Annotated in this window: 13 protein-coding genes; 4 read left to right on the forward strand and 9 right to left on the reverse strand. The window is 55.8% G+C overall.

All coding sequences use genetic code 11. The features are described from left to right. Nucleotides 1-36 precede the first annotated feature (36 nt). Nucleotides 37-1944 carry a cation:proton antiporter gene (locus tag BFP70_RS13475; RefSeq protein ID WP_066012183.1) on the forward strand — a complete coding sequence of 636 codons (1908 nt, stop codon included), beginning with the start codon at nt 37-39 and terminating at the stop codon, nt 1942-1944. A gap of 75 nt (nt 1945-2019) precedes the next feature. Here BFP70_RS13475 and BFP70_RS13480 read toward each other — a convergent pair whose 3' ends face one another. The 5 genes from BFP70_RS13480 to BFP70_RS13500 all read right to left on the reverse strand — a co-directional run bounded on the left by BFP70_RS13480 (nt 2020) and on the right by BFP70_RS13500 (nt 7026). Next, nucleotides 2020-2529 carry a CarD family transcriptional regulator gene (locus BFP70_RS13480; RefSeq protein ID WP_066012184.1) on the reverse strand — a complete coding sequence of 170 codons (510 nt, stop codon included), beginning with the start codon at nt 2527-2529 and terminating at the stop codon, nt 2020-2022. A 319-nt stretch (nt 2530-2848) separates the two neighbouring features. Further along, the gene (fdxA, locus tag BFP70_RS13485) at nt 2849-3190 is read right to left on the reverse strand and encodes a ferredoxin FdxA (protein ID WP_066012185.1); all 342 of its coding nucleotides are present in this window, start codon (nt 3188-3190) and stop codon (nt 2849-2851) included. A gap of 139 nt (nt 3191-3329) precedes the next feature. After that, entirely contained in the window at nt 3330-3623 is a 294-nt protein-coding gene (locus BFP70_RS13490; RefSeq protein WP_066012186.1) for an RNA-binding S4 domain-containing protein, read from the reverse strand. A gap of 6 nt (nt 3624-3629) precedes the next feature. Next, the gene (locus BFP70_RS13495; RefSeq protein WP_066012187.1) at nt 3630-6431 is read right to left on the reverse strand and encodes a helicase-related protein; all 2802 of its coding nucleotides are present in this window, start codon (nt 6429-6431) and stop codon (nt 3630-3632) included. A gap of 22 nt (nt 6432-6453) precedes the next feature. Continuing rightward, nucleotides 6454-7026: a tetratricopeptide repeat protein gene (locus tag BFP70_RS13500; RefSeq protein WP_141693207.1), complete on the reverse strand. Its 573-nt coding sequence runs from the start codon at nt 7024-7026 to the stop codon at nt 6454-6456. Nucleotides 7027-7108: 82 nt separating this feature from the next. On the opposite strand from BFP70_RS13500, the gene BFP70_RS13505 reads away from it, so the two are divergent. After that, on the forward strand, nt 7109-7402 hold the full coding sequence (locus BFP70_RS13505) for an SCP2 sterol-binding domain-containing protein (RefSeq protein WP_066012189.1): 294 nt from the start codon (nt 7109-7111) through the stop codon (nt 7400-7402). Then, on the forward strand, nt 7399-8382 hold the full coding sequence (locus BFP70_RS13510; RefSeq protein WP_141693205.1) for an alpha/beta hydrolase: 984 nt from the start codon (nt 7399-7401) through the stop codon (nt 8380-8382). The genes BFP70_RS13505 and BFP70_RS13510 overlap by 4 nt, the downstream gene beginning before the upstream one ends. Before the next feature lie 83 nt (nt 8383-8465). Here BFP70_RS13510 and BFP70_RS13515 read toward each other — a convergent pair whose 3' ends face one another. From BFP70_RS13515 to BFP70_RS13530, 4 genes are all read right to left on the reverse strand, one after another. Continuing rightward, the gene (locus BFP70_RS13515; RefSeq protein WP_066012190.1) at nt 8466-9188 is read right to left on the reverse strand and encodes a peptidase; all 723 of its coding nucleotides are present in this window, start codon (nt 9186-9188) and stop codon (nt 8466-8468) included. Between the two features lie 36 nt (nt 9189-9224). Then, a complete protein-coding gene (locus BFP70_RS13520) occupies nt 9225-10037 on the reverse strand; it encodes a transglutaminase family protein (protein WP_066012191.1) in 813 nt (270 codons plus the stop codon). Further along, the gene (locus tag BFP70_RS13525) at nt 10034-10987 is read right to left on the reverse strand and encodes an alpha-E domain-containing protein (RefSeq protein ID WP_066012192.1); all 954 of its coding nucleotides are present in this window, start codon (nt 10985-10987) and stop codon (nt 10034-10036) included. Before BFP70_RS13525 ends, BFP70_RS13520 begins: the two co-directional genes overlap by 4 nt. A 97-nt stretch (nt 10988-11084) precedes the next feature. After that, nucleotides 11085-12503 carry a circularly permuted type 2 ATP-grasp protein gene (locus BFP70_RS13530; RefSeq protein WP_176715572.1) on the reverse strand — a complete coding sequence of 473 codons (1419 nt, stop codon included), beginning with the start codon at nt 12501-12503 and terminating at the stop codon, nt 11085-11087. 367 nt (nt 12504-12870) lie between these two features. On the opposite strand from BFP70_RS13530, the gene BFP70_RS13535 reads away from it, so the two are divergent. Further along, nucleotides 12871-14691: a M3 family oligoendopeptidase gene (locus tag BFP70_RS13535; RefSeq protein WP_066012193.1), complete on the forward strand. Its 1821-nt coding sequence runs from the start codon at nt 12871-12873 to the stop codon at nt 14689-14691. Nucleotides 14692-14719: the final 28 nt, after the last annotated feature.

Consider the following 14719-nt stretch of genomic DNA (forward strand, 5'->3'; position numbering starts at 1 on the left):
AACAGGCCGCCCCAACAAAAAGTCAAAAAACAACCAATGGAATCATTTCTACTTCAGGCGACCTTGTATCTCTTTGCCCTTGTGGTGGCGGTTCCATTGGCAAGCCGTGCCGGTTTGGGCTCTGTCTTGGGCTATTTGGTTGCGGGTGTTCTGATTGGCCCGCTTCTGGGCTGGTCCGGGTCTGAGATGAGCAGCATCCAGCATTTCGCAGAGTTTGGCGTGGTGATGATGCTATTCCTGATCGGGCTAGAGCTGGAACCACGCGCATTATGGGCAATGCGCGATAAGCTGTTGGGGCTGGGAGGATTACAGGTGCTGCTGACACTCTCTGCGGTGACAGCGCTTGCACTTATCTTTGGTCAGCCGATCCAAATTGCCTTGGCGCTTGGGATGATCTTTTCACTCAGCTCTACGGCGATTGTACTTCAAACACTGAATGAAAAGCGCCTGATGCAGACCGCTGGTGGGCGGTCCACATTCGCCGTGCTGTTGACACAGGATATCGCGGTAATCCCGATGTTGGCCATCATTCCGCTGCTGGCACTGCCGGGTGCGCGCGCTTTGGCCAAGGCGGAAGCCGGGGCGCATAACCCGATGACAGAGTTTATCGACCACCTCCCCGCTTGGGGTGTGACCGTCATGACGCTGGGTGCCGTGGTCTTTGTCGTCTTGGCCGGGCACTATCTGGTGCGCCCGCTGTTTCGGTTCATCAACGGCGCAAAACTGCGCGAGGTCAACACCGCAGCCGCGCTGTTGATCGTTGTTGGGATCGCATCCTTGATGAATATGGTCGGCCTGTCCCCCGCATTAGGGACATTTCTGGCAGGGGTGGTTTTGGCTGATAGCGAATTCCGTCATGAGCTGGAAGCCAGCCTGGAGCCGTTCAAAGGCCTGCTGATGGGCCTGTTCTTTATCACCGTCGGGGCCGGGATCAACTTTGGCGTCTTCTTGGCAGCACCATTCACCATCACCGGCCTTGTGCTGGGTATGGTTGCACTGAAATCTGCGATTTTATTTGGTCTGGCAAAGCTGTTTAAAATTCGCGGCTCGCATAAATGGCTGTTCACCCTGGGATTGGCACAGGCCGGCGAATTCGGTTTTGTGCTGGTGTCCTTTGCAATCAGTCAGCGGATTTTCCCGGCTGCCTTGGCCGAGAAAATTTTGTTGGTCATCGCTCTTTCCATGCTGCTGACCCCGCTGTTGTTCATTTTGCACGGTTGGCTAGCACAGCGCCAAGCAAAGGAAGATCCCGCCGAAGAAGACCATATTGATGAACAGCAGCCAATCATTATCGCCGGCGTTGGGCGGTTTGGACAGGTGGTGAACCGTCTTGTGACGATGTCTGGCTTTCGTACCACTGTCATCGACAATGACCTGAAAACAATCCAGGTGATGCGGACCTTTGGCTACAAAGGGTATTTCGGTGATCCGACGCGGCCTGACCTTCTGGCCGCCGCGGGGATTGGCAAAGCACAGGTCTTGGTCGTGTCCTTAGATGACCCGGGAATGGCCACCAAACTGGTCGCCTATGCCCGCAGCCAACGCCCTGACCTGCACATCATCGCCCGGGCGCGCGACCGCGTACATGTCTATGAGCTGTATCGCGCCGGTGCGAATGACATCGTACGGGAAATGTTCGACAGCAGCCTGCGCGCCGGACGCTATGTGTTGGAAAACGCAGGCCTATCGGAATACGAGGCGGCAGAATTGGAGAAGATCTTCTTCAAGCTGGATCGGAAGATGGTGCGCGATTTGGCACAGGTCTGGAAACCCGGTGTTCCGGTTGATCAAAACCCGGCCTATATCAAACGCACCCGAGAGCTGAACGCCGGGCTGGAAGCCGCAATCACTGAGCGTTTCGCACGTAAAAGCGACGCAGAGACCGATCAGCCAGAAGACCCCAATTCCACAGCCGATGTCTCGGCGGTGGTCGACAAGGGCTAAGCCCAGCATAAGCACAATAAAAAACCCGCTTAACGCGGGTTTTTAGACGTTTATTGAAGAGGGAACTAATCGCGATTACGCGGCAGCACGCCCGACCAAAACAGCACCGATTTGCTTGGAGGCGCCATCTTCATCCGTGCCCGCAACCGCAGCCACTTCACGGGTCAGCCGTTCCAGCGCCGCTTCATACAACTGGCGTTCGGAATAGGATTGCTCCCGCTGATCATCAGCGCGGTGCAAATCGCGCACGACTTCAGCGATGGACAGCAAATCACCCGAGTTGATTTTCTGTTCATATTCCTGTGCACGACGTGACCACATGGCCCGCTTGACCTTGGCCTTGCCCTTCAGCGTATCCAGTGCGCGTGACACCATGTCGGGCGATGACAAACCACGTAGGCCCGATTCGGTCGCCTTATGCGTCGGAACGCGCAGGGTCATCTTGTCTTTTTCAAAGGAGATAACGAAGAGTTCCAGGCTCAACCCGGCGATTTCTTGTTCTTCAATCGAAACGATTTTGCCAACACCATGTGCGGGATAAACAACGAAATCATTAGGGCGGAAGTCACTTTTCTTTTTGGTCATTCAGTCGTTTCCTTGCAGCCAATCTAACGCCCCACCCCGGTTCAGTGCAAAAGGCACCCACGGCGCCAAAAGCGCCGATAGGATGCCATTTCTTACGACAGAGATCTTGCAAGTATCGCCTGCAAAAATTGGGACTAAGATCCGTTATGAAGGGAATATAACACAGAATTCGCCCGAATCAAAGCCGCACAGCGCGGCAAGACTAGCGAAGTGTTACACTTCAATAGGTTAACCCTAATCGTCGGTGATCAACAGATCGTGGGGACGCTTCATATTGGCCGAATCGGCCCACCGGTTAGAATATCCGCGCGATGCGGAATTATTCGTCGCCCTCGCCTGGCTTTTCCGAGAAATATTTCTCTAGCTTGCCAGTTTCACCGTCGCGATCTTCTGCACCTGGCATTGGATCTTTCTTCTGGGTGATCACAGGCCAAGCTTCGGAATATTTCCGGTTAAACTCAACCCATTCATCCATCCCCGGCTCCGTATCCGGGCGGATTGCATCTGCGGGGCATTCAGGCTCGCAAACACCGCAATCGATGCATTCGTCAGGATGGATCACAAGGGTGTTCTCACCCTCGTAGAAACAATCAACGGGGCAGACTTCGACACAGTCAGTGTATTTGCAAGCGATGCAATTGTCGGTGACGACATAGGTCATGGGCGTGAATCCGCTATTTCAAGGATTTTGGCGATAGGTAACGACCTAGGCCGGATCATTCAAGATGCTCACGTTCACAAAGATCGCGATGCGACAATCTGGTCGCGGCCCAATATGTTTGATCCAGCGCGGCACCGTCTTATGGAACAGATGTTTCGGATCCAATTCCGTCGATCCATTCATATAGGGTTTGCGCTTCGGTGGCCGGGCCGCGCCGGGTGCCACATTCGACGATCCGCAATGTCCGAATCTGATCGTGCACCTTGAACGTCAAAGCATCGCCCGGCCCGACCGCACGGCCGGGCTTGAGCATTTTTTGTCCATTCACACGCAGCTTTCCGCCCTGCACCATCTGACTGGACAGGACACGGGTCTTATAGAACCGCGCCTGCCACAGCCATTTATCGATACGGATACGGTCGTCTGCTGCCATTCCGGCTTACTTTTTGTCTTTCAGCTGAGCCAGAATTGCGAAGGGGTTGTCGGGATCAATTGGCTTGTCTTTGCGTGGTGGACGCGCCTCAAAGCGTTGGCCACCTTTTGCCCCGCCTTTGCCCTTCGGACCGCCCTTACCTTTCGGACCGCCCTTATTGCCCTTAAAGTTGGGCTTACCACCCCCACCGGAGCGTTCGCGATCATTGCCACCTTCACGACGATCATTGCCTGCACCCTCACGGCGCGGACCACGGTTGCCACCGCGTGGGCGTGGGGCCCACGTGAATGTATAGAAAGTTTCGACCTCAGGCGCTTCTGCCTCGGCTTGGGCTTGCGCCTCTGCCACCGGGCTTTCTTCTTCGGTGATCGGATTTTGCGCAGTCTCTGGTGCTGCGGCATCTGTCTCTGGCGCGGCAGGCGCTTCGGGCGCAGCTTTGACCTTTTCGCGTTCGCCTTTCTCGGCCTTATATCCCAGACCTTCCATCAGATCCGAGAATTGGTCGAGCGTCATACCGGTGATCGACAACATGTCCGGATTGGCTTCAAAACCTGCACGACTGTCATGGCTGCGCAGCAGATCGGCCAAACGTTCCAGCATGTCGATACGAATCGCGCGCGTGCCCGCAGGGCGATAGCCCGAACGAATATAGGCATCACGTTCAACACCGTCCACATTAGGGATCGTTACCAATCCCGGGGGTGGGCTTTCTGGGAATTCCGACAAACCATCCCACAGCGACGCCAAAACCAGACGCAAACGGGTCGGCGCGGGTTTCAGAAGCTGCGATTGAAAAATCGTATATTGACCAAATCGCACACCATGTTTGCGCAGCTGACCACGCGCTTCTTGATCAAGCTCTTTGACCTCGGCGGCGACGGTTTCACGCGGAATGATCCCCATATTTTCGACCAGACGGAAGGCAAACCCCCGCGCCAGCCCGCCCACGGTCTCATCACGGCTCATTGCCAGCAGCGGCTCAAATTGTGCATTCACCTTGCGGTCAATGAAATGCTGCAAGCGGCGCGTAACCTTTTCGGCCACATCCGCGCCCGCTTCTTCATCCACGAATGCATCCACGCCGGGTTTCAGCGGATCATCGCCTTTGACCAGCTTTCCGACAGCCGTATTGCCCCACATCAGACCACCTTGCTCGGTGAAATCCATCTCGGTATCGGGGGCATTATAGAAACGGTCGGCGCGGAGACTAAACTCCGGCTTCAACGCCTCGTAGCCAGCACGGGCCAGCATCTTTGCCTCGTCCGGGCTGGAAGTGCCATCCTGCTGAAAGCGGAATCCATCCAAACGGCCGGCAAATTCGCCTTCTACCGTCACTTCGCCCTTATCGTTCACCTCGGCCACGAGGGTCTCCTTCTGCTTGAGCCGGCGCAGCAACACAGACGTGCGCCGGTCCACAAATCGTTGGGTCAGCGCGCCGTGAAGCGCATCTGACAAGCGGTCTTCTACCGCGCGGGTTTCCCCGCGCCAATGCTTTTCGTCATCAACCCAGCCTTTGCGCTGAGCCACATAGGTCCATGTGCGGATAAATGCCAATCGGCGGCTAAGTGTATCGATGTCCCCCTGAACCCGATCGATCCGATGTATCTGTTGGGCCAACCAATCACCAGAGACGCCTTTGCCACTTTGCAAGAAGCCGAAAATCCGCGCCAAAAGCGTCGCATGTTCCATCTCGGAAATCGAGCGGAAATCGGGGATACGACACACATCCCACAAAAGCCGCACATCTTTCGGGCTGTTCAGCCGGTCAATGATCTCTGGCAGTTGCGAAAGCGTCCGCAGGGCGCGCAGGTCATCTGCCTCACGGCCCTTGGTCAAATTGGAATCTTGCGGCGGCATTTCCAATGTCTGGATCAACCGATCCACCGTGCCAAATTCCAATCTGGAATTACGCCACTGCAGCTTCTTCAACGGCGCAAAGCGATGGTTTTCAATCGCCTCAACCAACCCGTCATCCAATGGGCTTGCTTCACCAGTGACACCGAATGTCCCATTTGTTGTGTATCGCCCGGCGCGCCCGGCGATTTGTGCCAACTCATGCGCGAACAGTGGCCGCATCCGACGCCCGTCGAATTTCGATGTCGCAGAAAAAGCGACATGTTCGATGTCCAAATTCAGCCCCATGCCGATTGCATCGGTGGCCACCAGATAATCGACCTCACCGTTTTGATACATCTCAACCTGCGCATTTCGTGTGCGCGGGCTGAGGGCGCCCATCACCACCGCACAGCCACCCTTTTGCCGCTTCAACAGCTCTGCAATTGCATACACATTATCGACCGAAAATCCAACGATGGCAGAGCGTGGCGGCATCCGGCTGGTCTTTTTCGATCCGATATATTTAAGCTCCGAGAACCGCTCACGTCGGGTGAATTGCACCCTGTCCACCAGCGCATTGATCGCGGATTTCATTGTGGAAGAGCCTAGAAAAAGCGTCTCATGCAGGCCGCGCACATTCAGCAACCGATCGGTGAAGACATGGCCGCGCTCTGGATCGCCGCACAGCTGAATTTCATCAAGCGCGACGAAATCCGCGCCGATCCCCTCTGGCATTGCCTCGGTGGTGCAAACCCAATATTGCGTCCGGTCTGGCACGATGCGTTCTTCGCCCGTCACCAGCGCCACATAGGACGGGCCGCGCAGCTTGACGATCCGGTCATAGACCTCTCGCGCAAGCAACCGCAGCGGCAACCCGATAACGCCCGTTCGATGCGCCAGCATTCGCTCAATCGCGTAATGCGTTTTTCCAGTATTCGTCGGCCCTAGAACCGCTGTGATCCGCCCAGACATGTCTCTCCTGGCTCGCCGTCCCCTAAAGGGCCGTCCCTGCGAGCGCCCTTTGCAACCTGCCCAACGCGTCTTTCACATCCTGCTGATGTGGGTTCAAGGCAAAAGAGCGTTCATATGCCTCACGCGCGCGCGGCTCATCGCCCATTTCTTCAAAAATCATGCCCAAGCCCGCCAACGCGCCCCAATGCCGGGGTTCCAACTGAAGCACATGTGCCACATCCACCATCGACGGACCATACATCCCCGCCATGAAATAGGCTGATGCGCGCGCATTCCAACCCTCCGCAAAATCGGGCGCGTGATCGGTCAGGGCGGTCAAATGTTCAATGGCTGCCGGAATATCTCCTGCATCCAGCGCATCTTGCCCACGTTGCAGCAGCAAATCCATCGCCGCAGAGCCAGAGCGTGACCAGGCCCGGCGAATATCCGATTCCGCCCGGCTCCATCCGTCATAGTCTGGGTCGGCAAGCTCTTCAAAATAGCGGTCCAACCCTGCCGTCTCGGCGCGTGCGGCAACCGCCCCGCCAAAAACCAGGTTAACCAAAATCGCGCTCAGCAGTAACGCAACGGAAAAATTGTCTGTTATTCGGTTCATTGCCATGATGAAACTGTAACGCAAATCGACCCGAATGCGAGAGGGTCTATCTGATAAAACAGATCACATTTCTGGAGGATGAATGAGCGACGTTATCACAGCAGCCGTAGAGGCCCTGCGCAAGCGCTTGCCGGACGGTTTTGCCCAGACCGCAAAATTTCTGATCGAAGACGAAGGCGCGATTGTCGTTGACCCTGACGGCGTGCGCGCCGCCGATGACGATGCAGAGGCGGACGTAACGCTTATTGCCTCGCGCGAAACATTTGAAGGCATGTTGGACGGGGATGTCAGCCCGACTTCAGCCTTTATGACAGGCAAGCTGAAGGTCGATGGCTCCATGGGGTTGGCGATGCAACTGGGATCGGCGCTGTCTTGACCACCCAGACATCTTCCGATTGGCCAGATGCGCCACCAGCCCCGTTTTTCGCTGATCTGGCAATGGGGCCTGCGGGGGGGCAAGCGTTTTGGCTACGTGCCAAGGATGGCATTCGCCTACGGATGGGTATCTGGCCGGCCCCAGATCAGGCCAAGGGCACGGTATTCTTATTGCCCGGGCGCACGGAATATGTTGAAAAATACGGCCCCTCGGCCCGCGCATTCGCGCAGCGTGGCTATGCGATGCTTGCGGTAGATTGGCGCGGCCAAGGTCTTGCGGATCGCTTGATCCCCGACCCGGTAAAAGGGCATGTCGTCAATTTTCTGGATTATCAGCTGGATCTAGATGCCGTGATTGCGCAGGCACAGGCGCTGAACCTGCCCAAACCTTGGGTCGTTCTTGGTCACTCGATGGGTGCCGCAATCGCGCTGCGCCATCTGGTAACGCAGTCGCTGTTTTCAGCCTGCGCCTTCTCAGGCCCAATGTTTGGTGTAGAGGTGCCACCGATCCTTCGTCCGGTCCGGTCTCTGATCGCATTGGTGTTGCAAAAATGCGGGCCGGTGTTGTTTTATCCGCCCGGCATGACGCACACTCCCTATGTCATGCGCGTGCCCTTTACAGGGAACCGGCTGACCAAAGATCGGGAAATGTGGGAATGGATGCAAGACCACCTTCGCCAAGAACCCGGCCTTGCACTTGCCGGCCCAAGCTTCCACTGGGTCGCCGAAGCCATTTTGGAATGTGATAGATTGGCCAAAATGCCCTCGCCCAACCTGCCATGCTATTGCGCCGTTGGCACGGATGAGCGGATCATCGACATCCCCCGCGTAGATGATCGCATGGCCCATTGGCCCGGCGCGATCTATGCCCATCCCAAGCTGGCCGAACATGAAGTGATGATGGATAACACGGTGCTGCGCGATGCGTTTTACGATGGCTGCACGGCGGTGTTTGATACGGTCTGCCAGCCAGAGCTTTAACTTTGGACAGATCCTATCAACTTAAGACAAAAGCCGGGATTTATCCCGGCTTTTTGCATTCCACAATCGCTGAAATATCGTGCTTAGATCTCAATTTTCGTGAAACCTTCGCGCAGGGCATTCGACCATGCCTCCGACATTTTGGTAAATTCGGGGTCGTTCGCCTCAATCCGCGATTCTTCAATCGTCAGTGAGCCGTCACGAATGATCGCCATATCCAGCGGCATCCCGACCGAGAGGTTTGAGCGCAGGGTCGAATCCATCGACAGCAAAACCGCCTTGCGGGCGTCAACCAAGGTTGTCTCGGGCCTCACAACACGGTCCAAAATCGGCTTGCCATATTTATGCTCGCCAATTTGCAAGAACGGCGTGTCGGCCGTGGCTTCGATGAAATTGCCCTCTGGGTAGATCAAGAACATGCGCATACCGCCACCCTTGCGCTGCCCGGCGACAATCATCGACGCCGAGGTAGACACTTTGGCCGCTTGCATCTTCATATCAATGTCTTGGCGCACGTTACATAAGGTGCGACCAATGATTTCCGCGACTTTCAGCATCGTCGGCGCCTGCATGATCGATGTTTCGGCATTCGCCTCTGGATCATCCATCGCCTCATGCAGCTGCGCGATCGTCGTCTGAGTGACAGACAACGATCCAGCGGTCATGATGGTGATAACGCGTTCGCCTGCTTCTTCGAAGGTGAACATTTTCTTATAGGTGGAGATATTATCAAGACCCGCATTGGTGCGCGTGTCTGACAACAAAACCATCCCGTCATTCAGCAGAAGCCCCACACAGTAGGTCATCACTCATCATCCTTGAAAGAGACTACGGGTGCAGTCTTATTGCTGGACACTCTCAAGAGCAACAACGACATTCATCGATTCATCGCCTTCCCCTTGGGAAACCCCGCGGATTGGCGCCGCGTCATGGGCATCCAGACCCGACCCGATACGAATATACCGCTCATCCGGGCAGCATTCATTCGCCGGATCAAACCCAACCCATCCCAAATCATCCACCCAAACTTCAGCCCAGGCATGCGATGCCTCATGGCCCTCGCCATCGGCGGTCGAATGTAAATATCCGGTGACATACCGCGCCGGGATATTGCGCACCCTGGACGCCGCGATTAGTGCATGCGCATGATCTTGGCACACGCCACGGCCCAGCGCCAAGGCATCCGCCGCAGTGGTCTGTGCATCGGTCGCACCGGGGGTATATTCAATCGCCTCAGACACGGCGGCTGACAATTTATGCGCCCGTGCCAAAGCGGTGCCGCTGTCATCACAAGCCTCTGCCGCCAGCCGTTCAATCGCCTCATCTTGCCATGTTGCCGATGTCTCGCGCAGATAGGCGAAAGGGTGCACAAGCTCGCGGTGATTGCGCAGCACTCCGGCGCAGTCGGTGGTTTCCACCTGACCGAACGCCCGGATAACGACCTTATCCACCGGACCGCGCATGGACCAACCTTCGATGCGGTCGCCCGCCCCATCGCGGAACGACCCCCCTTTGGTGCCGCCAACCACATCAAGCGTCCAGCTGATGACACGCTGTCCCTGATAACGCGACGGCGTCAGCCGCAGCGACTGACAGGCAGAGCGCATCGGTTCGTCATATTGATAGGTCGTCACATGCTGAACCGATAAAATCATTTCGCTTCCCCGCTTAGATATGTGTCTTGTACCATGCCCGTCAGCTCTCCGACTTCATGGATAAAGCGGGTCAGGAATTCATGCAGACCCTCGTCAAACACCTCTTCTACCGTCAATTCTGACAGCTCGCCCATCAGCGCACGCGCACGCATCTGCGCCAGTCCGGACTTGCGATAGTCTCTGGCAAGACAATCCAGATGATACTGCGCCTCTTCTGCCACGGTGATCAGCGACCGCGGTGATTGCCGGTTCAGTATCAGAAAATGGGAAATCTTGCGCGCCGTCAAACCACCCCCATAGGCGAAGTGGAACGCACGATGCGCCGACATCGCCCGTAACAGAACCTGCCACTGGTAATTGTCCAAACCAGAGCCGATCAGATCGACCGAGGGCAGCAGCACATAATATTTCACATCCAAAAGCCGCGCCGTATTATCGGCACGTTCCAGCGCAAAGCCCAAATTCAAAAAGTGAAACCCGTCGTTGCGCAGCAATGTTGCGTCAATCGCGCCGCGCACCATCGTCGCGTGGCGCGTGACCCATTCGGTGAGGTTTGTCAGCTCCAGCTCAGAGCGCGGTCGTCGTTCCAACTGGCGCATTTCCTGAAATGCAGAATTCAACGCATCCCAGACCTGACCAGAAATAGCTGTTCGCACAATACGTGCATTTTCGCGCGCCCGTTCAATACATGAAAACACCGATGATGGGTTGTCACGATCAAAAAACAGATAGCTTTCGATATTGCGCTGCACCGGGTCGCCATATTTGTCCTCGAACCCCTTGGCCGTGCCAGAGGCCTGCAACAGGCTTTCCCATTCCGTGCGGTAGCCATGTTCTGTGTTCGGCATCAGGGCGATACGCGCGCCCACCTCCAACAAACGTGCCATGGTTTCGGCCCGTTCGACATAGCGCGCGATCCAAAACAGATTCTCTGCTGTCCGGCTTAGCATACCGCCCCCTCATGTCCCGCAATGATCGCGTCTGTCACATCTATCGCCTGCTTATGCCCCGTTAGACACAAGCGTCCCATTTTTATTGTCTGCGCCATCATTCCGCCAGAACCCAAGTGTCTTTCACACCACCCCCCTGGGACGAATTGACCACCAAGGATCCATCCGTCAGCGCAACACGGGTCAATCCGCCCGGCACCAGTTCGATCTGCTCCCCGACAAGGCAATAGGGCCGCAAATCAACATGACGCGGCGCGACACCTTCTTCGACAAATGTCGGCGTGGTCGACAGTGCAAGCGTCGGCTGCGCGATATAGTTTTCGGGCTCTTCTTCGATCTTATGGCGGAACAGTTCAATTTGATCCTTGGTCGACTTCGGACCGACCAACATACCATACCCGCCCGAGCCGTGGACCTCTTTGACTACCAGCTCTGACAGGTGCTCCAGCACATATTTCAGGTCATCTGGCTTACTGCATTGCCATGTCGGCACATTGTTCAAAATTGGCTCTTCGCCCAGATAAAACCGGATCATCTCGGGCACGAATGTATAAACCGCCTTGTCATCCGCTACGCCCGCACCGGGGGCGGAACAGATCGACACCCCGCCAGAGCGGTAAACATCCATCAGTCCCGGAATGCCCAGCATCGAATCTGGCCGGAAACACAATGGATCCAAGAAGGCATCATCAATCCGGCGATAGATCACATCAACCTTTTGCGGGCCTTCTGTGGTGCGCATCCAGACAAAGCCATTTTCTACAAATAGATCTTGCCCCTCGACCAGCTCGACCCCCATCGTATCGGCAAGGAAGCTATGTTCGTAATAGGCAGAGTTGAAATGCCCCGGTGTCAAAATCGCAATTGTCGGCTCCCTGTCACATTTTGCGGGCGCCACACTGGCCAAGGTCCGGCGCAGCGCGTCACCATAGCCATCCACTGGCGCAATCCGGTTTTCACGGAACAGCTTTGGGAACATCCGCATCATGATCTCGCGGTTTTCCAGCATATAGCTTACACCCGATGGCGTGCGACAATTGTCTTCCAATACGAAGAATTCGTCCGGGCCGGTCCGCACCAAGTCGATACCCACGATATGGCTATAAATGCCGCGCGGCGGCGTAAAGCCCACCACAGACCTTTCAAAGGCTTCGTTTTGATACACCAATCGTGCCGGGATTTTTCCAGCCTGAACGATTTCCGCACGGCCATAAACATCTTGCAAAAAGCAATTCAGCGCTTTCGCACGCTGTTTGATACCGCGATCCAACTTCGACCACTCGCCTTGCGTGAACACACGCGGGAACATGTCAAAGGGGATCAAGCGGTCCGGATCACCGCCTTCGCCATAAACCGCGAATGTGATCCCAATTCGTCGAAACAGCGCCTCTGCTTCGGCCTGTTTCATCTGCCGCAATTCCGCCGGCATCGACTTGGTCCACCCTTCAAGCCCTTGATACGGCGCGCGCACCTGTCCGGCCTGAAACATCTCATTGAAATAGTCGGTCATACGCATCTCGATTCTTCTGGCCTCTTAAAAACTGTAAGAGCGCCCATTGCCAAGGGAAAGGGACGGAGCCAAAAGCCCCTTACAACATGCGAAATATTTGCCAAAAAACCGGGCGTGTGCGCAAATTTAATGCACGTAGTGGAGAAACCAACGGGTTCGCGCAGCGCGTCATGGGAAATATCTCATCTCATCACATCAGGGTTAATGGCCACACTGGCCTACACAATTTGCTATCACAAATCATCCATTTTGCATCACTGACTGCATATAAAGGGAAGTTGCGCGGCCCGAAGTGTCATAAGACATATATGCCCCCCTTTCCCTTGGTCCTCACCATCCCTATCTTCACATCACAAGCGTAAAAGAGGATCGTATGACCAGTCACACAAAACGCCCCGTTTTCGATAGCAATAACAATAGCGGAGCGTTCGGTGCCCTGCCGGAATGGGATCTGACGGATCTATACCCGGCCCATGACGCGCCTCAGCTCACCGAAGATATGAACTGGCTTGAGGCCGAATGCGCCGCTTTCGCCTGTGATTATGCCGGCAAGCTGGCCGATTTGGATGCCGCCGCGATGCTGCGCTGCATTCACCGCTATGAGGCGATTGAAAACCGCGCGGGGCGCGTGATGTCATTTGCCGGACTGCGCTATTATCAAAACACTGTCGACCCGGAACGCGCCAAGCTGATGGCCGACGCCCAGGACCGGATCACGACCTATACAACACCGCTGGTGTTCTTCAGCCTGGAATTCAACCGGATCAGCGACGACACCTATGCCACGCTTTTCGCGTCTGACGCTCTACAACGCTACAAGCCGGTGTTCGACCGCATGCGCGCAATGAAACCGCATCAGTTGTCCGATGAGCTGGAGCGTTTCTTACACGATCAATCAACCGTGGGATCGGCTGCGTGGAACCGATTGTTCGACGAAACCACCGCTGCATTGGAATTTGAGGTTCACGGCGAAACGCTCAGCCTCGAAGCGGCGACCACCTTGCTGTCCGACCATGACCGCACCAAACGCGAAGCTGCCGCGCGTGAAGTGGCCCGTGTTTTGGGGCAGAATATTAAACTCTTCTCTCGGGTGCATAACACATTGGCCAAAGAGAAAGAGATCGAAGACCGCTGGCGTAAAATGCCATCGGCACAGGCCGGGCGGCATCTGTCCAACCATGTCGAACCAGAGGTGGTGCAAGCGCTGCGTGATGCCGTCGTCGCCGCATACCCCGATCTTAGCCACCGCTATTATAAGCTGAAGGCAAAATGGCTGGGCATGGACACCATGCAGATCTGGGACCGCAATGCCCCGCTGCCCACAGAAAGCCCCCGCACCATTGATTGGGACGAAGCCCGCGAAACGGTCATGGAGGCCTATGGCGCCTTCGATCCCCGTATGGCCGATCTTGCCGCGCCGTTCTTTGACAAAGGCTGGATTGATGCCGCCGCAAAACCGGGCAAAGCCCCCGGCGCCTTCGCCCACCCCACCGTTACGACCGTCCATCCCTATGTTATGCTGAACTATCTTGGCAAACCGCGCGACGTGATGACATTGGCGCATGAGCTGGGACATGGGGTGCATCAAACCCTGGCCGCCACCCAAGGCGAACTTCTGGCAGATACCCCGCTGACATTAGCCGAAACCGCCTCCGTCTTTGGCGAAATGCTGACCTTCCGTAAAATGCTGGAAAAGGCGCAAACCCCGACAGAGCGTAAAGTGCTTCTGGCTGGCAAGGTCGAAGACATGATCAATACCGTCGTGCGCCAGATTGCCTTCTATGATTTTGAATGCAAGCTACATGCCGCACGCCGCGAAGGGGAGCTGACACCAGATCAAATCAATGAAATCTGGATGTCGGTCCAAGGCGAATCCCTTGGCCCCGCCTTTGAATTCATGGATGGGTATGAAACCTTCTGGGCCTATATCCCGCATTTCGTCCATACGCCTTTCTATGTCTACGCCTATGCCTTTGGTGACGGGCTCGTGAATGCGCTTTACGCCACCTACGAGGCCAATCCTGACGGCTTCCAAGAGAAATATTTTGATATGCTTAAGGCGGGCGGTTCCAAACATCACACAGAGCTTCTGGCCCCCTTCGGTCTGGATGCCTCTGACCCGGCATTTTGGAACAAAGGCCTCTCTATGATCGCCGGCTTCATTGATGAGCTGGAAGCGATGGAAGAGGCGTAAGCCCTCTTCCATTTCGCTCATGAACCCC

The organism is Thioclava sp. SK-1 (assembly GCF_001705665.1).
GTDB lineage: Bacteria > Pseudomonadota > Alphaproteobacteria > Rhodobacterales > Rhodobacteraceae > Thioclava.

What these genes read in the sequence shown, in the direction of transcription:
- BFP70_RS13515 (WP_066012190.1), bottom strand. Translation starts at nt 9,188, where the DNA reads ATGACCTACTGTGTGGGGCTTCTGCTGAATGACGGGATGGTTTTGTTG.
- BFP70_RS13475 (WP_066012183.1), top strand. Translation starts at nt 37, where the DNA reads ATGGAATCATTTCTACTTCAGGCGACCTTGTATCTCTTTGCCCTTGTG.
- BFP70_RS13500 (WP_141693207.1), bottom strand. Translation starts at nt 7,026, where the DNA reads ATGAACCGAATAACAGACAATTTTTCCGTTGCGTTACTGCTGAGCGCG.
- BFP70_RS13480 (WP_066012184.1), bottom strand. Translation starts at nt 2,529, where the DNA reads ATGACCAAAAAGAAAAGTGACTTCCGCCCTAATGATTTCGTTGTTTAT.
- BFP70_RS13535 (WP_066012193.1), top strand. Translation starts at nt 12,871, where the DNA reads ATGACCAGTCACACAAAACGCCCCGTTTTCGATAGCAATAACAATAGC.
- BFP70_RS13530 (WP_176715572.1), bottom strand. Translation starts at nt 12,503, where the DNA reads ATGCGTATGACCGACTATTTCAATGAGATGTTTCAGGCCGGACAGGTG.
- BFP70_RS13505 (WP_066012189.1), top strand. Translation starts at nt 7,109, where the DNA reads ATGAGCGACGTTATCACAGCAGCCGTAGAGGCCCTGCGCAAGCGCTTG.
- BFP70_RS13525 (WP_066012192.1), bottom strand. Translation starts at nt 10,987, where the DNA reads ATGCTAAGCCGGACAGCAGAGAATCTGTTTTGGATCGCGCGCTATGTC.
- BFP70_RS13495 (WP_066012187.1), bottom strand. Translation starts at nt 6,431, where the DNA reads ATGTCTGGGCGGATCACAGCGGTTCTAGGGCCGACGAATACTGGAAAA.
- fdxA (WP_066012185.1), bottom strand. Translation starts at nt 3,190, where the DNA reads ATGACCTATGTCGTCACCGACAATTGCATCGCTTGCAAATACACTGAC.
- BFP70_RS13490 (WP_066012186.1), bottom strand. Translation starts at nt 3,623, where the DNA reads ATGGCAGCAGACGACCGTATCCGTATCGATAAATGGCTGTGGCAGGCG.
- BFP70_RS13520 (WP_066012191.1), bottom strand. Translation starts at nt 10,037, where the DNA reads ATGATTTTATCGGTTCAGCATGTGACGACCTATCAATATGACGAACCG.